The organism is Flavivirga algicola, from assembly GCF_012910715.1.
GTDB lineage: Bacteria > Bacteroidota > Bacteroidia > Flavobacteriales > Flavobacteriaceae > Flavivirga > Flavivirga algicola.
Genome location: NZ_JABBHF010000001.1, coordinates 575,003 through 596,132, shown reverse-complemented (window position 1 = coordinate 596,132; position 21,130 = coordinate 575,003). Strand labels below are relative to the sequence as shown.

19 protein-coding genes are annotated in these 21,130 nt (G+C 31.7%); 11 read left to right on the top strand and 8 right to left on the bottom strand.

Annotated elements, in window-relative coordinates; genetic code table 11:
• Nucleotides 1-2: 2 nt before the first annotated feature.
• Genes HHX25_RS02385 through HHX25_RS02355 form a run of 7 tightly spaced genes read left to right on the top strand, consistent with a single transcriptional unit; the run spans nt 3 to nt 8,589 of the window.
• Nucleotides 3-1,379, top strand: coding sequence for a hypothetical protein (locus HHX25_RS02385; RefSeq protein WP_169669692.1), 1,377 nt, complete (start codon nt 3-5; stop codon nt 1,377-1,379).
• A 3-nt stretch (nt 1,380-1,382) separates the two neighbouring features.
• A complete protein-coding gene (locus tag HHX25_RS02380) occupies nt 1,383-2,531 on the top strand; it encodes a glycosyltransferase family 4 protein (protein WP_169669690.1) in 1,149 nt (382 codons plus the stop codon).
• A complete protein-coding gene (locus HHX25_RS02375) occupies nt 2,528-3,637 on the top strand; it encodes a glycosyltransferase (RefSeq protein ID WP_169669688.1) in 1,110 nt (369 codons plus the stop codon). The genes HHX25_RS02380 and HHX25_RS02375 overlap by 4 nt, the downstream gene beginning before the upstream one ends.
• 6 nt (nt 3,638-3,643) lie before the next feature.
• Nucleotides 3,644-4,723 carry a glycosyltransferase family 4 protein gene (locus tag HHX25_RS02370; RefSeq protein ID WP_169669686.1) on the top strand — a complete coding sequence of 360 codons (1,080 nt, stop codon included), beginning with the start codon at nt 3,644-3,646 and terminating at the stop codon, nt 4,721-4,723.
• On the top strand, nt 4,717-6,099 hold the full coding sequence (locus HHX25_RS02365) for an O-antigen ligase family protein (protein WP_169669684.1): 1,383 nt from the start codon (nt 4,717-4,719) through the stop codon (nt 6,097-6,099). The genes HHX25_RS02370 and HHX25_RS02365 overlap by 7 nt, the downstream gene beginning before the upstream one ends.
• Before the next feature lie 31 nt (nt 6,100-6,130).
• Nucleotides 6,131-7,141 (top strand): glycosyltransferase family 4 protein, encoded by a 1,011-nt coding sequence (locus tag HHX25_RS02360; RefSeq protein ID WP_169669682.1) that lies wholly within the window; start codon nt 6,131-6,133, stop codon nt 7,139-7,141.
• 56 nt (nt 7,142-7,197) lie between these two features.
• Entirely contained in the window at nt 7,198-8,589 is a 1,392-nt protein-coding gene (locus HHX25_RS02355) for an exopolysaccharide biosynthesis polyprenyl glycosylphosphotransferase (RefSeq protein WP_169669680.1), read from the top strand.
• A gap of 68 nt (nt 8,590-8,657) precedes the next feature.
• Here HHX25_RS02355 and HHX25_RS02350 read toward each other — a convergent pair whose 3' ends face one another.
• Together HHX25_RS02350 and HHX25_RS02345 are read right to left on the bottom strand one after the other, a co-directional pair.
• Nucleotides 8,658-9,827 (bottom strand): lipoprotein N-acyltransferase Lnb domain-containing protein, encoded by a 1,170-nt coding sequence (locus HHX25_RS02350; protein WP_169669671.1) that lies wholly within the window; start codon nt 9,825-9,827, stop codon nt 8,658-8,660.
• Between the two features lie 11 nt (nt 9,828-9,838).
• A complete protein-coding gene (locus HHX25_RS02345) occupies nt 9,839-10,909 on the bottom strand; it encodes a putative type IX sorting system protein PorV2 (protein WP_240964205.1) in 1,071 nt (356 codons plus the stop codon).
• 364 nt (nt 10,910-11,273) lie between these two features.
• Here HHX25_RS02345 and HHX25_RS02340 point away from each other — a divergent pair, with 364 nt between their 5' ends.
• Both HHX25_RS02340 and HHX25_RS02335 read left to right on the top strand, forming a co-directional pair.
• Entirely contained in the window at nt 11,274-12,017 is a 744-nt protein-coding gene (locus HHX25_RS02340) for a CDP-alcohol phosphatidyltransferase family protein (protein WP_169669667.1), read from the top strand.
• A 6-nt stretch (nt 12,018-12,023) separates the two neighbouring features.
• Nucleotides 12,024-12,917: a DUF808 domain-containing protein gene (locus HHX25_RS02335; RefSeq protein WP_169669665.1), complete on the top strand. Its 894-nt coding sequence runs from the start codon at nt 12,024-12,026 to the stop codon at nt 12,915-12,917.
• Nucleotides 12,918-12,941: 24 nt separating this feature from the next.
• Here HHX25_RS02335 and HHX25_RS02330 read toward each other — a convergent pair whose 3' ends face one another.
• From HHX25_RS02330 to HHX25_RS02305, 6 genes are all read right to left on the bottom strand, one after another.
• The gene (locus tag HHX25_RS02330) at nt 12,942-13,118 is read right to left on the bottom strand and encodes an Arc family DNA binding domain-containing protein (RefSeq protein ID WP_169669663.1); all 177 of its coding nucleotides are present in this window, start codon (nt 13,116-13,118) and stop codon (nt 12,942-12,944) included.
• A gap of 48 nt (nt 13,119-13,166) precedes the next feature.
• Nucleotides 13,167-14,027: an SPFH domain-containing protein gene (locus HHX25_RS02325; protein WP_169669661.1), complete on the bottom strand. Its 861-nt coding sequence runs from the start codon at nt 14,025-14,027 to the stop codon at nt 13,167-13,169.
• Nucleotides 14,028-14,331: 304 nt separating this feature from the next.
• Nucleotides 14,332-15,072 (bottom strand): LPS export ABC transporter ATP-binding protein, encoded by a 741-nt coding sequence (gene lptB, locus HHX25_RS02320; RefSeq protein WP_169669659.1) that lies wholly within the window; start codon nt 15,070-15,072, stop codon nt 14,332-14,334.
• A gap of 247 nt (nt 15,073-15,319) precedes the next feature.
• Nucleotides 15,320-15,667: a carboxymuconolactone decarboxylase family protein gene (locus tag HHX25_RS02315; RefSeq protein WP_169669657.1), complete on the bottom strand. Its 348-nt coding sequence runs from the start codon at nt 15,665-15,667 to the stop codon at nt 15,320-15,322.
• The gene (tatC, locus tag HHX25_RS02310; RefSeq protein WP_169669655.1) at nt 15,660-16,484 is read right to left on the bottom strand and encodes a twin-arginine translocase subunit TatC; all 825 of its coding nucleotides are present in this window, start codon (nt 16,482-16,484) and stop codon (nt 15,660-15,662) included. The genes HHX25_RS02315 and tatC overlap by 8 nt, the downstream gene beginning before the upstream one ends.
• Nucleotides 16,484-17,449 carry a KpsF/GutQ family sugar-phosphate isomerase gene (locus HHX25_RS02305; RefSeq protein WP_169669653.1) on the bottom strand — a complete coding sequence of 322 codons (966 nt, stop codon included), beginning with the start codon at nt 17,447-17,449 and terminating at the stop codon, nt 16,484-16,486. The genes tatC and HHX25_RS02305 overlap by 1 nt, the downstream gene beginning before the upstream one ends.
• A 200-nt stretch (nt 17,450-17,649) precedes the next feature.
• Here HHX25_RS02305 and HHX25_RS02300 point away from each other — a divergent pair, with 200 nt between their 5' ends.
• Together HHX25_RS02300 and HHX25_RS02295 are read left to right on the top strand one after the other, a co-directional pair.
• The gene (locus tag HHX25_RS02300; RefSeq protein ID WP_169669651.1) at nt 17,650-19,854 is read left to right on the top strand and encodes an ATP-dependent DNA helicase RecQ; all 2,205 of its coding nucleotides are present in this window, start codon (nt 17,650-17,652) and stop codon (nt 19,852-19,854) included.
• Between the two features lie 219 nt (nt 19,855-20,073).
• Nucleotides 20,074-21,006, top strand: a complete 933-nt coding sequence (locus HHX25_RS02295) for a peptidylprolyl isomerase (protein ID WP_169669649.1) — start codon at nt 20,074-20,076, stop codon at nt 21,004-21,006.
• Nucleotides 21,007-21,130 lie beyond the last annotated feature (124 nt).

Here is a 21,130-nt window from a genome sequence, read left to right as displayed (position 1 = left end):
GAGTGAATAATAAGCGCAAAAAAGTCATATTTGTTGTTCCTGATGGAACAGGTATTAGAAACTATTTGTTTTCTGAAATTATCCCAAACCTAATTAAGCAAGATGCAGACCTTGTTGTTTATCATGCACTTTCAAATGAAGCTATTACAGAAGTGGAAAAGCTTCATGGCATACGGTTAACAAAAAAAAACATACCAAAGTATGAAGAAACTGTTTTACAAAAACTTTTAAGAGAATCTATATGCTATGGTAGGTTGATCTATAATACTGAATTGGAGAATAATCCAACAGTGCTTACAAATTGGAAACCTAAAAGAAAAGGCTTGCAAAAATGGTTTTATAAAGTTGCAGAGTTTTTAGGAAACCGCATAAGTAAAGATTATAAAAACATATTACGTTTCGAAAATTATTATCAAAAAAAGTTACTAAAAAGTATTTCTGTCGAAAAAGAGTTTTTGCAAGACATTCAGCCAGATGTCATTTTCTGTACACACCAAAGAGCGTTAAATGCTATCCCTATTTTTAAGGCAGCCGAGATGTTGAATATTGAAACCATTGGAGCTATTTATTCTTGGGATAATTTAGTTAAAGCCAGATTATCCGTTCGAACTAAAAAATATATCGTTTGGTCTGATTACATGAAAGTTGATATGAAAAAATATTATCCAGAAATCTTAGAAGATAATATAATAGTTACAGGTACACCACAGTTTGAATTATATCAAGACTCATTATTGCTATCAAAAGAAAACTTTTTTAATGACTATGGTTTAGATATTAGCAAACCCACGATTTGTTTTTCGGGTGATGACGAATTAACATCACCATATGATCCATTATATTTGGAGGATTTTGTGGACGCTATTATAAAAGATAATCTTCAAGATAAAGTACAAGTTATTTTTAGAAGAAGCCCCGTCGATTTATCGGGGAGATATGATGCAGTAATTGATAACTTCGATTTTATAACTTCAATCGAGCCTGCTTGGAGCAATAACCAAAAAGCTTGGACACAATTATTTCCTTATTACGACGATGTGAAATTATTAGCAAACATTTGTAAACACTGTAGTTTAGTCGTTAATTTAGGCTCTACAATGGCTCATGATTTTGCTATTTTTGATAACCCAGCAGCTTATTTGAATTATAATACGACCGAAGATGAAAACTGGTCTGTTAATACCATTTACAATTACCAACATTTTAAAAGCATGCCACATAAAGATGTTGTATATTGGATTAACTCAAAAGAAGATTTTATTACGGTTTTAGATCAGGCTTTGTCGCAAAAAAAATCTTTAGGAAAAGATTGGTTAAAAATAATTAATACCCCCAATAAAGTGAGCACGAAAACCATTGCTAACCTTTTATTACAATAACAGATGCACATTTGCTTTATAACACATGAATATCCAAAAAAAAACTTTCCACATGGCGGAATAGGTACATTTATTCAAACCATTGGGAAAGCTTATGTTGCAAAAGGGTGCAAGGTTAGTGTAGTGGGAATAAATGTATACACAAAAGTGTATGAGGAAGAAGATGATCATGGTGTTCACATTTATAGGTTAAAACCTAGAAAAATTAAAGGGCTTACATGGTTTTTAAATTACAAACATATAAACCAGCAATTACTAAAACTACATGTCGAATCACCAATCGATGTCATAGAAACTCCAGAGCTAGGTTTGGTCTTTTTAAAAAAAATAAAACCGATAAAATACATCATTAGATTACATGGCGGGCATCATTTTTTCGCAGAAGCAGAAGAGCGGGATATTGATCGTTGGAAAGGGTTTCAGGAAAAAAGGTCTTTTAAAAAAGCAGATGCTTTTGTGGCAGTATCAAATTATGTAAAAACACACACCTCTAAATATTTAAGTTACAATAATAAAAAAATAAGTGTTATTAAGTCTCCAATAGATTTAGACGTTTTTAAACCCATTCCAGAAATAAAAGTGAGCGATGATACGATACTATTTGCAGGTACCATATGTGAAAAAAAAGGTATTAAGCAGTTAATATTGGCAATGAAGACTGTAAATGCTTCATACCCTAATCTAAAACTTGACATATATGGTAGAGATTGGTTTTTTAAAGACGGAACGTCCTATGTCGAATATCTAAAAGAGAAAATAATACCAGAGCTTAAAGAATTTTCAAAAAATATAATTTTTAAAGGACCGGTTCCTTATATAGAATTAGCAACCAAATATGCAGCTGCAAGAATATGTGTATTCCCCTCTTTAATGGAGACTCAAGGCTTGGTTGCGCCAGAGGCTATGGCAATGAAAAAAGTGGTTGTTTTTTCTAACCTAGGACCAGGACCAGAAACAATAGAACACAAAAAAACAGGCTTATTATGTAATCCGTATGATGTAAACAATATTGCCGAAAACATTTTATGGGCTTTAGAAAACCCAAAAAAATGTCTTGAAATTGAGGGTCAGGCTAACGAGTTTGTATATCAGGCATTTAACACAGGTAGTATTGTTAATAAAAATATTGATTTTTATAAATCAATCTTATGAAATTCTTAATCATAACACATGTAAATCATATTAAGAAAGACCAACAATTTTTTGGTTATGCGCCTTATGTTAGAGAAATGAATTTGTGGTTTAAATATGTAGATCAGGTAGATATTATTGCCCCAATGATCAAAGGGGACGTTACAGAGATAAACTTGCCTTATAAACACAATAATTTAAACTTTATAAGTATTCCAGAGTTTTCCTTTACCTCTATATCAAATACTTTTCTTTCTTTTTTTAAAGTTCCGCTGATAGTAATAGCTCTTTTTAGAGCTTGTAAAAATACTGATCATATTCATTTAAGATGCCCTGGTAATATAGGACTTTTGGGAAGTGTTGTTCAAATATGTTTTCCTAAAAAGACAAAAACTGCCAAGTATGCAGGTAACTGGGATCCGGAAGCAAAACAACCTTTATCCTATAGGTTTCAAAAGTGGCTGCTATCCCATACTTTTTTAACAAGAAATATGACTGTATTGGTTTATGGAGACTGGAATAACCAAACAAAAAATATTAAACCGTTTTTTACAGCAACATATGAAAAAAACGAAATTGTCAATCCTAATATTAGGAATTATGATGCTCATTTAAAATTTATTTTTATTGGTAGTTTAGTAGAAGGAAAGAGACCATTATTTTGTTTGGAAATAATAAAAAAGTTAAAAGAATTTGGTGTTGCACTTAGTATAGATGTTTATGGTGATGGAGTGCTTCTGTCTCAACTTAAACATTTTGTGAAAAATAACGGTTTAGATGAAATAGTTATATTTCATGGCAATAAGGACAAAATGGTAATTAAAAAAGCACTACAAGAAGCTCATTTTTTACTATTACCATCTAAGAGTGAAGGGTGGCCAAAAGCAGTTGCAGAAGCGATGTTTTTTGGTACAATTCCTATAGCAACCAAAGTATCATGTTTGCCCAATATGTTAGATAACGGTAATAGAGGTATATTGATTGAACCTATTTTAGATAACGCTGTTTCTGTGATTATAAATTATATTTCTGAAAAAGATTTAATTTCTATTTCTCATAAAGCATCAAAGTGGTCACATGGTTATACGTTAGATGTTTTTGAAAATGAAATTTCAAAACTATTATAAATAATTATGAAAGTTATTCAAATAATAGATTCGTTAAATGCAGGTGGAGCAGAACGAGTTGCTGTAAATATTGCTAATGAATTGGCTGATAACGATATTGAATCCTTTATTTGTACAACTAGAAAAGAAGGTATTTTAAAAGATAATATTAGAAGTAATGTCAAATATCTTTTTTTAAGTAAAAAGGGAAGATTTGATATTATGGCAATAAAAACCTTGAGGTTATATATAAAAACACATAAAATTGATATAATACATGCTCATTCTTCATCTTTTTTTATTGCAATCCTAGTGAAGCTTTTTCAACCCAAACTAAAAGTAATATGGCATGATCATTATGGCAATAGTGAGTTTTTAAATGAACGCCCTATTAAAATACTAAAATTGGTGTCTAAGAAATTTAATCATATTTTGGCTGTAAATACGATTCTAAAATCTTGGGCAGAGCTTAATCTTAATGTTAAAAATGTAAGTTACATTCCAAACTTTGTGGATATAAATTTGAATGAAGAAGGGGATACCAAATTATCAGGGAATAATAGTAAACGAATTGTTTGTCTAGCTAATTTAAGACCTCAAAAAGATCATATTACCTTATTAAATGCTATCAAAAAAGTATTTGATCAATTTTCAGATTGGTCTTTACACCTTATTGGAAAAGATTTTAGTGATGAATACTCTAAGGAACTTAAAACAATAATGAAGAAATTGAATTTAGATGAAAATGTTTATATCTATGGAAGTAGAAAAGATATCTACAAAATTTTACTTCAATGTGATATAGGAGTTTTGTCTTCAAAATCAGAAGGTTTGCCATTATCTTTATTAGAATATGGATTAGCTAAATTACCAGTTATAGTTACAGATGTAGGTCAATGTAAAGAAGTAATATCAAGCAATAAGCTAGGTAGGATTGTTGAAGCCAACAATGAAGATGTTCTATCTGAAGCTATAATTAAATTAATTAAGGATCGAGAACTTATGAGAACTCTTGGAAATAATTTATATAGCCATATTTCCAAGCAATTCGGAAAAGACTCAATTGTTAAATCTATTATTAAAATATACAAAGAAGTTTTATGCTAAGAAATGAAAAGGCGTATATAACATTAGTAGTAATTCATTTAATAATTGCTGTTGGAATATATTTATTTAACCCACTATCTAAAGTGTATTTTCTGGCGGTTTTTCTGTTTTTTTTATTTAAGATTTTTTCCGCCCCAAAAAAAGATTTAACGGTTGAAGTTCTTACAGCTTGTGCGTATATTGTTGGGGCAGAAGTTTTTTTAAGAATGACACAGGGGAATTTTTTATACGAATCTTCCAAATATATAGTCATATTATATTTATTAATAGGCATGCTTCTAGGTAAAGGTTTAAATAGAGGTACTTATATTTATTTCATTTATTTGTTTGCTCTTATCCCTGGAGTTATTGTTGCATCATGGACTTTAAATTTAGGGACAAATGTTCGAACCGCAATTACCTTCAATATTAGTGGACCAGTTTGTTTAGGTATTGCAGCCATATATTGCTATAACAACCGCATTTCTCTTAAAAACTTACAGAGTGTTTTATTGGCAATGTTATTGCCTCTTTTATCTACAACATTATATTTGTTTTTATATTCTCCTAATATAAGGGATGTTTTACGAGGAACACAATCGAATTTTGAAGCTTCTGGAGGGTTTGGTCCTAACCAAGTAGCTACAGTTTTAGGGTTAGGTGTATTTATTTTGGTTTCAAGATTTTTTATTCAATCTAAAAGCTTAGTTCTAAAAGTATTCAATATGATATTAATAGGTTTGATGGCTTATAGAGGTATAGTTACATTCAGCAGAGGGGGAATTATAGTTGGAGCTATTTGTATTTTATGTTTTATCGGAATTTATTACAGGTATTCACCTGTAAAAAGGAAAATGAATATTATATCAACATTGATTGTAATTTCAATAGCCTTTATTTTTGTATGGATTATAAGTTCTGTAAGTACATTGGGGCTAATAGATAAGCGTTATTCAAATCAAGATGCTATTGGACGAGAGAAAGAAGATATAACGACGGGGAGATCTGAATTGTTAACTAGAGAAATAGACATTTTTTTTAATAACCCATTTTTTGGAGCTGGGGTAGGAAAATTAAAAGAAATAAGGGCTGAACGGTCTGGGGAAAATGTAGCTTCACATAATGAAATGAGCAGAATATTGGGAGAGCATGGAATTATGGGATTATTTGCCTTAATGGTTTTATTATTAGTACCGATTGTATTTAGACTAAAAAACCGTAGAAATGTTTATTTCTATTCATTTTACTTATTTTGGTTTTTAACGATCAATCATTCATCCATGCGTATTGCTGCCCCAGCATTTATATATGGTCTATGTTTATTAAATGTTGTTAATTATAAGAAGATAACTAAAAGAAAGCAGTTTAACGGAACGAATAAAGTAATAAGAGCTTAGCTTCAAAATCATTTCAAAAGAAAACACATAGTTGAAAACTATTCTCTACATAGGAAATCAATTGAATAAAACAAAAAGAAACCAATCTTCCATTGATGTTTTGGGGGCTTTATTGATAAGTGAAGGTTACAAAGTATTTTCTGCATCTAGAGAAAGGAATATAATTTTAAGGTTATTGCACATGCTATGGACATGTTTTAAATTTAGAAGTAAAGTTGATTATGTTTTAATCGATACCTACAGTACATTAAACTTTTATTATGCATTTTTTGTAAGCCAACTGTGTAGATTACTTAAATTAAAATATATTCCTATCCTGCATGGAGGTAATTTACCTGATCGATTAAAAAAATCACCTAAATTATCAAAAATCATATTTAATAGTGCTTATAAGAATATAGCTCCATCAAAATACATTCAATCAAGTTTTGAAGGTTTAGGGTATGGCAATATCGTTTGTATCCCGAATTCAATAGAACTTAATAATTATGTATTTCAAGAAAGATCTTTTGATAAGATAAAGTTGCTATGGGTGCGTTCATTTTCGAAAATATATAATCCCTTATTGGCAATTAAGCTTTTAAAAGGTTTAAAAGATATTAATATAAGTGCAGAACTCTGTATGGTAGGTCCAGATAACGATGGTAGTATGCAGGAAGCCATTGATTATGCAAATAAGCAAGAGGTAGAAGTGACTTTTACTGGAAAATTATCAAAGCAAGAATGGATAGAGCTCTCAAAAGATTATAATATTTTTATCAATACTACTAATTTTGATAATATGCCTGTTAGTGTCATGGAAGCTATGGCTTTAGGGTTGCCAATAGTCTCCACTAATGTAGGCGGTATGCCCTTTTTAATTGAAGATAACCTTACAGGTATTTTAGTAGAACCAGATTCGGTAGAAGAACTTATTAAAGCCGTTCAAGGATTATTAAATTCTCCAAAAAAATCGAATATAATGGCAGTAAATGCAAGAAAAAAAGCGGAACAATTAGATTGGAATATTATTAAAGAACAATGGTATAAAGTGTTAAAATAATTTAGTTAATGTAAATATACTTATTATCTTTATAGTCCCTCATTTTAGTAACAAAGATGTCTAACCGCAGTATTCATTTTAATATTTCAGAACGTAAAGTTTTGCTGCGCATTTTCGATATTATTTCAATATTGGTTGTGCTTTATTTTGTTAGCAATACATTTGATTTTGATTATTTTACGATAAATAAAGAAAATTGGACATGGGTTTTTATCCTTGTTTTATATGTTTCTGTATTTGGAACTATTTTTGAGCTTTATGATTTACAAAAATCCAGTAAAATTGAGAAAATTTTTACTAGCCTTGTGTTTACGGTCTCAATGACGGTCCTATTTTATTTTTTAACACCTTTCTTCACTCCTATATTACCAGATAACCGTTTACAGATACTCTACTTTTATTTTGCAATTCTGTTTGCTTTGTTTATATGGAGATTAGCGTATACAAACTTTATTGTATCTCCAAGGTTTTATAAAAAAGTATTGATTATAGGAGAAACTTCAAATATTGAGACTATAGTCGAAGCCTTTAACAATTCGGATCCTAATTATAAAATTGCAGGTTTTATTAATTGTGAATTAAATAGTCTTGAAGCCATTAAGTTTAATGCTATTGCAGAGTATAAACCAAGTGAAATACGTCAAGTAATTAAGGATGAAAATATATCGGAAATTGTGATAGCGAGTTATAATTCAGAGTCCATTACTTCAGAAATTTATTATTCGCTTATTTCACTTCTAGAAGAAGGGTTTTCAATAAAAGAATATACGCAAGTATATGAAGAGTTGGCACAGCGGATACCTGTACAATTTGTGGGAAAAGATTTTTACAAGTATTTTCCATTTAGCAGAAGTAATCAAAACAAGTTATACTTATTTTTTCGCCGTTTTTTTGATATTTTTATTTCTATAATTGGAATTATTATAGGTTTCATGTTCTTACCACTTATTCTACTAGGAAATATTATAGCTAATCGCGGACCTCTTTTCTATTCTCAAGATAGAATAGGAAAAAACGGAAAACCTTTTAAGATTTTGAAGTATAGAACCATGATCAGGAATGCCGAAAAAGCAGGTGCGGTTTGGGCCAAAAAAGGAGATACAAGAATCACACTTTTTGGTAAGTTTTTAAGACATTCCAGGTTAGATGAAATCCCTCAATTTATTAACATATTAAAAGGGGATATGAGTTTGATTGGCCCTAGACCAGAACGCCCTTTTTTTGTTAAAGAACTATCACAAATGCTGCCTTTTTACGAAACACGTCATATTGTTAAACCTGGTCTCACTGGTTGGGCACAGGTTAAGACCAGATACGGGTCTTCTGTTGACGATAGTTTATTGAAGTTACAATACGACTTATATTATATTAAGCACAAAAGCTTTTTTTTAGATATAAATATTTTGGTTAAAACTATAAGTACTATGATTTTCTTCAGAGGGCAATAATTCGGTATTATTCAGCTTAAAGAGTGTTCAGCCTTAGTACTCAATATTATTATTTAAGAAGGTTGCTCTTATTTATTGTAAAATTTTATCAAATAAAGGTATCTCATAAATAATGCTATTAACAGAGGTATTAACCCAATAGCAAAAACTTGTATACCAATAATCCAATGTAATGTCAATAAACATAATAGAATTATTAAAAACTTCAAATATTTAATAAACCAAGTGCTTGCTGCCTTTTTAAATAACTGAGGAATTATAAATATATTAAGAGCACAGGCCCAAAGTAAGTTATAGTTTTGATGCGTACCTTTATGGTCGGTAGCAAACCAAAGAAGTAGTAGTAGGATGCCTATAATTCCTGTAATGCTAAATATAGTAGCGTCTAACCAAAGACTTTGCTTGTTGTTTTTTGAATCCCGATAGGTTATAAATAGCATGACCGCTCCAATAAGACCTAAAATAAATAACGGACTTGTAAAAAAGGTATTAGATTTTGGAGTTTTCTTTTTAGAATATAAGATTCGACTTTCTTTAACTAAAGGTTCATTGCTATTTCTTATAGATGCATTAGCAAAGAATTTGTGTATGTTTTCAGGTAAAAACATGTGTTCTTCGGCTATTGCATTTTTGTCTATTACAGAACCTAAACATATGTCAATACCTAAGCTTCCCCAAGAATTCTTATTAAGGTTATCTTGAATTAAAGTTCTAAAAGAAGCTTCTTTATAATCTTCAGGAGTATTAAAAACAATGGCGTTATTTAAACTAATATTAGCAACATCCTTAATTTTTGTAGCGCAATTATCAAAAAAGAAATCGTATAAATAACCTCTGTTTTTTGGTTTATAGTTTTCCGTAAGAAAATCATAAAGTTTTTGCTTTTCGGCAAGAGAAAGATTTAGAGTCTGCTCTTTAATGGTTCTATTAAAATAGACATAAACTTGATAAAATTTTTGAAACTTATCTTTACTAATGAGGTAATTGAGTTTACCTTGAGCAAATTTCAAATAAAAATTTGGTGCATCAAAATCGTATTCACCATACCCATAAACCAAATCAATATTATTAAGTCTATCAGTGATTCTAAAAGCGCTATGTCCAAAAGAATCGTTTAAAGAAGTTCCAGGGCCTATAGTAAGTACGCTAATTTTAGATTCAGGAGATAATATATGCTCTTGAGCGGTACTAATTTTAATAAATAAAAAAAGAAATAAAAAGACTAATGTTTTATACATCTAAATAAATATTATCTAAAAATACTAAAATCGAGTTTTAAAGAAAATACATTTGAATATAGAGCAACACTTTGGTCTCCAATATCGGTAAAAGCATAATCTATTTGAACGCCGCTATATTTAAAACCAACACCAAAACTAGGTTGGAAGCTTAATTGTTCAGTATTATCAAATTGTTTCTCATTCTGGAAATTTCCCATACCAGCACGTAAATAAACCATATCTATATAACCGAATTCAAAACCTAAAGCTGGGTTTATACTCGCAAAGGAAGACGAAATAATATCATTGTTTTCTTCAAATCGAACATTTAAGTTTACAGCTGTTAACAGTGTATAGTCAAAATTAAAATCGATAAGTTTTGAAACTCCGATTTGTAATTTAGGAATGGTAATCTCAGTTGTTTCTGGCAATTCTTGATTTTGACCTGCTACTGCGTTTTGAATCTTGGCAAATTCATTTTTATCGATGGCCCAAGCGTTAAAAGTGGTGGTGATATCACGAGCCATAACACCAAATTTCCAGTTATTATCCGTTTCAAACTGAACTCCGAGGTCAAAACCAAAGCCCCATGAGGAAGCAAAATCACCAATAACACGCCGTATTACTTTGGCATTTACGCCATAATTTAGTCCTTGTACAGGAAGTTGTCTTGCATATGAAAATGTTAATCCATAATCTGCAGTAGAAAATAGACTAATCCTGTCGTAGTTAATATTACCTTGCTCGTCAATAAGTTGCGTCGTATTTAAAATATCATCAACAGCAAAGCGAATTAAAGATATGCCTACAGCACTTTGTTTGTCTAAAGGCATGGCATAAGCGGCGTAGTCGTAATTAGCGATGTTGGCAAAATAACTAGAGTGCATTAAAGCCAATTGGTTGTCTTCAATTTTTAATAAACCAGCAGGGTTCCAGTAACCAGAATTAACATCGGAAGAATGAGAAGTAACAGCATTGCTCATACCCAAAGCAGCTGCATCTACACCAATATTCATAAACTCGTTGGAATATTTTCTAACGGATTGACTAAATATTGATACAGATAGTGTACAAAATAATGCAGTTATGTAAACTTTCAATCGCAATTTTTTTACAAAGATGCACATAATACCAATTTAATCATAAAATATCAGATTTAAACTTGCTCATTTTTCATTTTATTTATTTGCTTGTAATTCCGATAATTTATGATATACGAATTAATTACAGTGTAGCTAAATAAAAAAATAACAAGTAAACTAGTATGATTTGTCAATCTATTAAACTTGAAATTATAATAGATATTGTTTAATACTTGTTTTGCTCAATAATTGTTTGTTATTTTTACAAAATCAATTTTTAAAGTTGAAACCGCTTAAAGAGATAGTATTTTAATAAATATTTAGCGATAACAATTGCTGTCCAGAGGCATACAAACGATTTAATAGCAATAAGAGTCTATAAATGAAACGACATATTCCTAATATGCTAACGCTTTTAAACTTATTATGTGGAAGCATTGCAGTTATTCTTGTAATCGATAATAATTTTACTGGTGCTTCATTGTTTGTTTTCTTAGGGATATTTTTCGACTTCTTTGATGGTTTTGCAGCCAGAAAACTAAATGTTCAAAGCGCGTTAGGTTTACAGTTGGATTCACTTGCGGATATGGTAACCAGTGGGCTAGTCCCCGGCATTATTTTATATAAGTTGTTATCATTAACAATTCATGCTTCTGGGTTGGATAGTGATTGGCCTTCTGGTACAAGTTGGTTGGATTTTAATTTACCAATACTCCCGCTTTTAGGGTTATTCGTAACATTGGCTTCTGCTTATCGTTTGGCAAATTTTAATTTAGATACAGAACAGCAAAGTTATTTTAAAGGCCTTCCAACTCCAGCAAATACTTTATTAATAGTGTCTTTGCCATTAATCATGGAATTTCAGAATAGTGATTTTCTTAATAACATTATCCTTAATAAATGGTTTTTAATAGGATTAACATTTTTAAGTTGTTATCTACTAAATTCAAACATAAAACTATTTGCATTAAAGTTTAAAGATTGGGGTTTTAAAACAAATGCGATACGATATATTTTTATAATACTTTGTATTGTTCTGCTGGTTGTATTACAATTTGTTGCGATACCTGTTATCATTTTACTATATATAATCATGTCTTTAATAGACAATTTAACAACCAAATAACTAAGAATGGCCTCAGGATTTTTTGCACTACTAGATGATATAGCAGCTTTAATGGATGACGTGGTAGTAATGAGTAAGATTACCACAAAAAAGACAGCTGGTATTTTAGGTGATGATTTAGCAGTAAATGCTGAAAAGGCAACAGGATTTGTCTCTTCAAGAGAGTTGCCGGTTTTATGGGCAATTACAAAAGGTTCTGCGCTTAACAAATTAATTATTTTGCCTATTGCCTTTTTGTTAAGTGCCTTTGCACCGTGGGCTGTAACCCTATCATTAGTATTAGGGGGTGTTTATTTGGCTTTTGAAGGGGCAGAAAAAATATATGAATTTTTGGTGCCTCACAAACACGCTACAAAGGATGCTGAAAACGTAAATATATCAGCAGAAGATCAATTACTTCTCGAAAAAAAGAAAATAAAATCGGCCATTTTCACTGATTTCATTTTGTCTGTTGAAATTGTCATTATTGCTTTAGGGACTGTTCTAGGAAAACCTATTTTGTTTCAAGTACTGGTAGTAACTATTGTAGCTTTAATAGCAACTGTAGGAGTTTATGGAATTGTGGCACTTATTGTTAGAATGGATGATTTAGGATACAGGCTTATTCGTTTTAGTAGTAAAGAAAAAAGTGTTTCAAAATTTATAGGAACCTTTTTAGTTAGAGCACTTCCAGTAGTTATTAAAAGCTTATCCATTATAGGGACTATTGCTTTAATTTTAGTAGCAGGAGGTATTTTTGTTCATAATATTGAATTTTTCCATCACTTCTTGGAGGTGCTACCCTCTTTTATAAAAGATTTTATAGTTGGTTTATTGGTAGGCTTTGTAGCACTTTTAATGGTGAAGTTATTTAAAGCTGTAAAAAAGAAACTATTTAAGAATAAAGAAGTAGAAAATTAAGTTAAACGAAGAAATTTAAGTTTTTTAGCTACTTTCTTTTGGATTTTTATTTTTTGGGTTGCGTTTGGCTTTTTTCAAACCTTCGTTTAGCATCCATTCAATTTGGCCATTCGTGCTGCGGAATTCATCCGCAGCCCATTTTTCTATAGCTTTGAGCATATCTTCATTTATTCGCAATGCAAAAGCCTTCTTTTTAGCCATTTGAGTTATTAATTATTTTAAAGACGTTGTAAAATACAAATGTATTGTTTATTGATTTAAAGTACCAGTATTTAGAACAGGAGAAGCGTCTTTATCACCACAAAGTATGACCATGAGATTACTAACCATAGCTGCTTTTCGTTCCTCATCTAAATCTACTATCTCTTTCTTTCCTAATTCTTCGAGAGCCATTTCAACCATGCTTACGGCGCCTTGTACAATTTTATGTCTGGCAGCTACTATGGCTGTAGCTTGTTGACGTTTTAACATGGCGTTTGCAATTTCTTGAGCATAAGCTAAATAGCCAATTCTTGCTTCTAATACCTCAATACCAGCAATAGACAAACGTTCATCAATTTCTTTTTCTAACGTTTCACTAACTTCATTAACACTAGAACGCAATGTAATGTCCTCAGTATGTCCTTCATCTGCAAAATTATCATAAGGGTACATACTTGCTAGTTTACGAACAGCAGCATCAGTTTGCACACGAACAAAGTTTTCATAATTATCTACATCAAAGGCTGCTTTATAAGTATCTTGAACCCTCCAAACCAAAATTGTACTAATCATGATGGGGTTACCAAGCTTGTCGTTCACTTTTAACCGTTCACTATCAAAGTTCCTGGCCCGTAGTGATATTTTCTTTTTTGTATAAAAAGGGTTTATCCAATAGAAACCATTTTTATTAATAGTACCTACATATTTTCCGAAAAGTAATAATACCCTTGAATTGTTTGGTTGTACCATTATAAAACCTGGTGCAATTAAAATAGCAATGATTATAGATAAAATAAAAACGAGACTTTCAGTTATAATAAGAGCAGCTATACCCCCAAAAAACATAATAAAAAAGACGAATAGCATCAGATATCCGTTGGCAGGTGTTATATTTTTTTCTTCTTTCATGATTTGTGTTTTGATTTAAAATGATATTATTTTGATATCATAAAGATATAATTAATGTTTTGATATATCAAAATATTTTACACAAAATGTTTTGCTCACAAATAGATTCGTAGCAATAATTAAAAATTTATATAAAGTAGAAAAAATGAAATGTGAAAAGAGAGTCCCTTAATAAAATTTATTCCTGTATCTAGGAACGAGGGAAACCCTTTATTTCAATATGCGGGGTATTTTTACAGTAGTAATAGCAAGTAATACACTAAAAAAGCAAAAAATAATCAAAATAATACTTTAGAGAGTCTATCTAATCTCTAATTTTCTTCTTACGAAGCTCAAAGTTTTGACCTAAATACACCTTTCGAACCATTTCATCACTAGCCAGTTCTTCAGGTTTACCAGCTTTAAGAATACTACCTTCAAACATTAAATATGTTCTATCTGTAATAGCAAGGGTTTCTTGTACGTTATGATCTGTAATTAAAATACCAATATTTTTTTTAGTAAGCTGTGCTACAATGCGCTGTATATCTTCAACGGCTACGGGGTCTACCCCAGCAAAAGGTTCATCTAATAATATAAAGCTAGGGTCGGTAGCTAGAGCTCGGGCAATCTCTGTACGCCGACGTTCCCCTCCCGATAATAAATCACCGCGGCTTTTACGAATATGACCTAAGCCAAACTCTTCGATGAGCGATTCCATTTTATCATGTTGTTCCTTCTTGCTAAGCTTAGTAAGTTGTAAAACACTTAAAATATTATCTTCAATACTTAGTTTTCTAAAAACAGAAGCTTCTTGTGCTAAATAACCAATACCGTTTTGTGCACGTTTGTACATAGGGTATTTTGTGATCTCAGTGTTATCTATAAAAATATGACCGCCATTGGGCTTTATCAAGCCAACAATCATATAAAAAGATGTGGTTTTTCCAGCACCATTAGGTCCCAAAAGACCAACTATTTCACCTTGGTTTACTTCAAGAGAGACATCCTTAACCACTTTTCGTCCACTGTAGGACTTCATTAAATTTTCGGCTTTTAAAATCATAAGTTATATACTGAACGCTAAAAATAGTAAAATCATATACACTATTATAGCAGATGTTTGAATTTTATTAGTGAAACTCAATCTTGAAAAGTTGCGAAGCAATATCTCCAAAATTGTAAATTGAACTAATCCTGCTTTTCGAGTGGGATCTTTGGGTTTAAGGCCTTGAAGTTTGCTTCGGGAATTTTTTCTATATAATGCCTCGTGAACTAGTTCCAAGGTTATTGTCTTTGTCCTAAAACATTTATTATTTCTTAGCTTCCAGGGCATCCCAAAACTCATAGGCACGACGTAAATGAGGAATAACAATAGTGCCTCCAACTAATGTTGCTATGCTTAAAGCCTCAACCACTTCTTCTTTTTTTAATCCAATTTTATAACTGGTTTCCATGTGGTATTTTATACAATCGTCACAACGTAGAACCGTAGAAGCTACCAACCCCAAAAGTTCTTTGGTTTTAACATCTAAAGCCCCTTCTGCATAAGCATTGGTGTCCAAATTAAAAATACGTTTTATTACTTTATTGTTATCTGCTAAAATTTTATCGTTCATTTTAGAACGATACGCATTAAATTCGTTAACGATATCAGACATGTTGTTTTTCTTTTCTTTTTTGATTTCTAATAACAATTTTAGAAATATAAATACTCACTTGATATAAAATTATAATTGGGATAGCTACAATAACCTGACTGGCAATATCTGGAGGTGTAATAATTGCAGACAAAATTAATACAATAACCAAGGCATATTTTCTGTATTTTTTTAAGAATTCTGGTGTTACTAATCCTATTTTGGTTAAAAAATAAATAATAATAGGGAGTTCGAAAATTAGCCCAGAAGCTAGTGCGGAAGCCCTAACAAGTCCAATGTACGAACTAATGTCAATTTGATTATCAACTTTTGCAGAAATGCTGTAGTTGGCCAAAAAGTTAATTGACAAAGGCGTAACGATGTAATAACCAAATAATACACCTATAAAGAATAGGAAAGATGAAATAACAATAAACCCTCTGGAGTGTTTACGCTCGTTAGAATGCAGCCCAGGACTAATAAATTTCCATAATTGATAAATAACATATGGAAAAGAAATAATGAAACCTCCTAAAATTGCGGTCCATATATCTGCCGAAAATTGCCCAGCCATGGTTCTGTTTTGTATGATCAAGGGAATTTTATCATTACAAAAAGTGGTTTCTATATTTATAAAAGTAGCTGTTCTACATAGAAAATCATAAGTCGGAAAACTCATGTCCAATGGTGCAAAAATAATAGTATCGAAAATAAAACGACTAAAAATAAATGCTAAAGTAGCTACTATGATAACTGCTAAGCAGATTCTAATTAAATGCCACCTTAAATCTTCAAGATGATCTAAAAAAGACATCTCATTTATATCTTTTTTTGCCATTATATAATACCTTCTTTTATTAGATCATGTAAATGAATTACTCCAGCATAGTTCCCATTTTCTTCAACAAGCAATTGGGAAATACCATTGGTTTCCATAACTTCTAAAGCTTCAATAGCCATAGCTTCAGCATTAATACGCTTTGGATTGGCGCTCATGATATCCTTGGCGGTTAGCGAAGAGAAATCGTCTACCTTACTCAACATCCTACGTAAATCGCCATCTGTAATAATACCTGCGATTTTATCATTTTCTACAACCGCAGTAACGCCTAGCATTTTTTCAGTAATTTCTATGATAATATCTTTTATGTTTGTTGTTGGAACCACTTTCGGTTTTTCGTTTACCGATGATATATCTTGAACGCGCAAATAGAGTTTTTTCCCTAAGGCACCACCAGGGTGGTACTTTGCAAAATCATTACTGGAGAAACCACGTAATTCCAATAAACAGACAGCTAAGGCATCACCAATAACTAGCTGGGCCGTTGTGCTTGTTGTTGGAGCTAAGTTATTTGGACACGCTTCTTTTTCAACATAAGCATTTAGAATATAATTAGCTTGTTGTCCTAAAAAGGAGTCTTTGTTACCAGTTATGGCAATCATTTTATTGTTGGCACTTTTTATTAATGGTACTAAAACTTTAATTTCTGGAGTATTTCCACTTTTAGAAATACAAATAACAACATCATCTTTTAGAATAAGTCCTAGGTCGCCATGGATAGCATCTGCAGCATGCATGAAAATTGAGGGTGTACCAGTAGAATTTAGCGTGGCTACAATTTTGTTGGCAATAATGGCACTTTTTCCAATACCTGTAATAATTACACGGCCTTTAGAGTTATAAATAAGCTGTACGGCCTCTGCAAAATCATCGGTTATTAAACCAGCTAAATTTGAAATGGCCTGACTCTCCGCTTCAACAGTTAGTTTTGCGGTTTGTATAATTGAATTTTTGCTATTCAAAATTTATGTCTTTTTAGTTGATGCTTTTAAAGATTTTCTTATCTTTAATGGTATTCAAATTAAATTTTGTTGTAATTTGGGTTTTCGTTACAAAACTAACGAAAAAAAAATGAGGGGATCTCTAAATACACTATTAAATTAATAAGTGAAGTTTTGATATTTTAGTGTGTGATAATAGTAAATAAATTTTTATACAATTCATGTTATTAGCTAAAAGTGACTTGCACTCTGCTCTTAAAAAATATTTTGGATTTAATCAATTCAAGGGCTTGCAAGAAGATGTTGTCGAAAGTGTTTTATCAAAGAATCATACGTTTGTAATTATGCCAACAGGCGGCGGGAAGTCGTTATGCTACCAGTTGCCAGCGTTAATGCAAGATGGCACAGCCATTGTCGTATCACCGTTAATAGCTTTAATGAAAAACCAAGTAGATGCCATTCGGGGCATTTCAAATGAAGAAGGTGTTGCCCATGTGTTAAATTCTTCATTAAATAAAACCGAGGTAAAACGTGTTAAAGAAGATATAGTAAATGGTGTTACAAAATTATTATATGTTGCACCAGAATCTCTAACTAAAGAGGAAAATGTCGAGTTTTTACGTTCTGTGAAGATATCTTTTATGGCGATTGATGAAGCACACTGTATTAGTGAATGGGGACATGATTTTAGACCAGAATATAGGAATTTGCGCCATATTATTGCTAGGATAGGGGATCGTATTCCTATTATTGGTTTAACAGCAACTGCCACGCCAAAAGTTCAGGAAGATATTATAAAGAATTTAGGCATTAGTAATGCAAAAACCTTTAAGGCTTCTTTTAACAGGCCTAATCTATATTATGAAGTTAGACCAAAGACAAAGCATGTAGATGCCGATATCATTCGATTTATAAAACAGAATGAAGGCAAATCGGGTATTGTATATTGCTTAAGTAGAAAACGCGTTGAAGAACTAGCCCAAGTATTACAGGTAAACGGTATTAAAGCAGTGCCATATCATGCTGGCTTGGATGCAAAATCGAGATCTAGTTACCAAGATAAGTTCCTTATGGAAGATGTCGATGTAGTTGTAGCTACGATTGCTTTTGGTATGGGAATAGATAAGCCAGATGTCCGTTTTGTCATTCATCATGATATTCCAAAGAGTATTGAAAGTTATTATCAGGAAACAGGAAGAGCAGGGCGTGATGGTGGTGAAGGACATTGCTTAGCCTATTATGCTTATAAGGACATTGAAAAATTAGAAAAATTCATGTCGGGTAAGCCTGTAGCTGAACAAGAAATCGGACAAGCGCTATTGCAAGAGGTGATTGCGTTTGCTGAAACATCCATCTCTAGAAGAAAATTTATTTTACATTATTTTGGAGAAGAATTTGATAATGCAACTGGCGAAGGTGGAGATATGGATGATAATGTAAGGCACCCAAAAAAGAAACATGAAGCTAAAGAAAGTGTTGTCGTATTATTGGAAACAATAGATAAAACCAACGAAAAATATAAGTCTAAAGATCTTGTAAATGTTATTGTTGGTAAAGAGAATGCCTTAATTAATTCGCATAAAACCAATGAACAACCGTTTTTTGGAAAAGGAAAAGATAAAGACAACAAATATTGGATGGCTTTGTTGAGACAAGTATTGGTTGCTGGCTTTCTTAGAAAGGATATTGAAACGTATGGCGTTATAAAATTAAGTAAATCGGGTAAGTCTTTTATAAAGAGTCCGACGTCGTTTATGATGACAGAAGATCATATATTTGAAGGTGAACAGGAAGATGGCACAATTATTACTGCTGCAAAAAGTGGAGGTGCTGTAGCAGATGAAATATTAATGGGAATGCTTAAAGATTTGCGTAAAAAGAATGCAAAAAAGATGGGGGTTCCTCCATTTGTTATTTTTCAAGACCCTTCACTTGAAGATATGGCTTTAAAATATCCTGTTGACCTAGCTGAACTATCAAATGTTCATGGAGTTGGAGAAGGTAAAGCAAAAAAATACGGTAAAGATTTTGTAGCATTGATTTCTAAATATGTTGAAGAAAACGACGTGGTTCGCCCAGACGATTTGGTGGTAAAATCAACTGGAACTAATTCAGCTAATAAGTTATATATCATTCAAAATATAGATAGAAAATTACCTTTAGAGGATATTGCATCGTCAAAAGGCATGTCTATGGAAGAATTCATTAAAGAAATGGAAGCTATTGTCTATTCTGGAACTAAGTTGAATATCAGTTACTGGATTGATGATGTTTTAGATGAAGACCAGCAAGAAGAAATCCATGAATATTTTATGGAATCTGAATCTGATAATATAGATGCCGCTATTGAAGAATTTGATGGAGATTATGATGATGAAGAGCTGCGTTTGTATCGTATTAAGTTTATTAGTGAAGTGGCGAATTAGATTTCGGTATATAAAATATACAGTAGACAGTACTCAGTATATAGGTCGTTAATCTATTTAATAAAATACTCTATTGCTCTGTTTGTGACAAATACCTCTTCGAGAATCTTAGTTTGATAACATTTATTATTCATTAATAATCAGACTTAAAAATTCATAAATCATAATTCTTAATTCGTAAAACCTAGTTATCTTTGCACTTTCTTAAAAATTAGAACAATGCAAGACGGTTTATACGCAAAATTTAATACAACTAAAGGAGAAATTCTTGTTGCTTTAGAATATCAAAAAACACCAGGTACGGTTGGTAACTTTGTGGCTTTAGCAGAAGGTAATCTTGAAAATAAAGTAAAACCTCAAGGAACACCCTATTACAATGGTTTAAAATTCCATAGAGTGATTCCAGATTTTATGATACAGGGAGGATGTCCACAAGGTTCAGGTTCTGGAAATCCAGGATATCAATTTGACGATGAATTCCACCCAGATTTAAAACATGATGGGCCTGGGGTTTTATCAATGGCAAATGCAGGACCTGGAACCAACGGAAGTCAGTTTTTTATTACACATTTAGAAACGCCATGGTTGGATAATAAGCATACAGTTTTTGGTAAGGTGACAGAAGGACAAAATGTTGTTGATGCTATAACCCAAGGTGATTCTATTGATAGTTTAGAGATAATTCGAGTAGGAAGTGATGCTGAAGCTTATAATGCTGTTGAGGCTTTTAGGACTTTCGAGGGATCCAGAGAAAAAAGATTGGCAGAGGCTAAACAAGCAGCTGAAGCAGAATTAGACAAAATAGCCGCAGGTTTTAATAAAACAGAGAGTGGATTGCGTTATCAAATAATTCAAGAAGGAAACGGGGCAAATGCAGAGACAGGTAAAACAGTATCTGTTCATTATAAAGGACAATTGGCAGATGGCACTGTTTTCGATTCTTCGTATAAACGTAACCAACCAATTGATTTTCCTTTAGGCGTTGGTCAAGTTATTCCTGGATGGGATGAAGGCATTGGTTTATTAAAAATAGGAGATAAAGCACGTTTTGTAATACCAAGTCATTTAGGATATGGAAGTAGAGGTGCTGGCGGTGTTATACCTCCAGATGCAACGCTTATTTTTGATGTTGAGTTAATGGATGTAAAATAATAGAAAATAAATTTTTAGTCCTTGGTACAACATTAAGGATCTTAAAATAGTACAAAGGCATCTAATTTTTTAGATGCTTTTTTTATGGAATTAATTGGGGGTTTTAATTTCAGTATACTGATAA

What these genes read in the sequence shown, in the direction of transcription:
- HHX25_RS02380 (WP_169669690.1), top strand. Translation starts at nt 1,383, where the DNA reads ATGCACATTTGCTTTATAACACATGAATATCCAAAAAAAAACTTTCCA.
- HHX25_RS02375 (WP_169669688.1), top strand. Translation starts at nt 2,528, where the DNA reads ATGAAATTCTTAATCATAACACATGTAAATCATATTAAGAAAGACCAA.
- HHX25_RS02370 (WP_169669686.1), top strand. Translation starts at nt 3,644, where the DNA reads ATGAAAGTTATTCAAATAATAGATTCGTTAAATGCAGGTGGAGCAGAA.
- HHX25_RS02365 (WP_169669684.1), top strand. Translation starts at nt 4,717, where the DNA reads ATGCTAAGAAATGAAAAGGCGTATATAACATTAGTAGTAATTCATTTA.
- HHX25_RS02355 (WP_169669680.1), top strand. Translation starts at nt 7,198, where the DNA reads ATGTCTAACCGCAGTATTCATTTTAATATTTCAGAACGTAAAGTTTTG.
- HHX25_RS02350 (WP_169669671.1), bottom strand. Translation starts at nt 9,827, where the DNA reads ATGTATAAAACATTAGTCTTTTTATTTCTTTTTTTATTTATTAAAATT.
- HHX25_RS02340 (WP_169669667.1), top strand. Translation starts at nt 11,274, where the DNA reads ATGAAACGACATATTCCTAATATGCTAACGCTTTTAAACTTATTATGT.
- HHX25_RS02335 (WP_169669665.1), top strand. Translation starts at nt 12,024, where the DNA reads ATGGCCTCAGGATTTTTTGCACTACTAGATGATATAGCAGCTTTAATG.
- HHX25_RS02330 (WP_169669663.1), bottom strand. Translation starts at nt 13,118, where the DNA reads ATGGCTAAAAAGAAGGCTTTTGCATTGCGAATAAATGAAGATATGCTC.
- HHX25_RS02325 (WP_169669661.1), bottom strand. Translation starts at nt 14,027, where the DNA reads ATGAAAGAAGAAAAAAATATAACACCTGCCAACGGATATCTGATGCTA.
- lptB (WP_169669659.1), bottom strand. Translation starts at nt 15,072, where the DNA reads ATGATTTTAAAAGCCGAAAATTTAATGAAGTCCTACAGTGGACGAAAA.
- HHX25_RS02315 (WP_169669657.1), bottom strand. Translation starts at nt 15,667, where the DNA reads ATGTCTGATATCGTTAACGAATTTAATGCGTATCGTTCTAAAATGAAC.
- tatC (WP_169669655.1), bottom strand. Translation starts at nt 16,484, where the DNA reads ATGGCAAAAAAAGATATAAATGAGATGTCTTTTTTAGATCATCTTGAA.
- HHX25_RS02300 (WP_169669651.1), top strand. Translation starts at nt 17,650, where the DNA reads ATGTTATTAGCTAAAAGTGACTTGCACTCTGCTCTTAAAAAATATTTT.
- HHX25_RS02295 (WP_169669649.1), top strand. Translation starts at nt 20,074, where the DNA reads ATGCAAGACGGTTTATACGCAAAATTTAATACAACTAAAGGAGAAATT.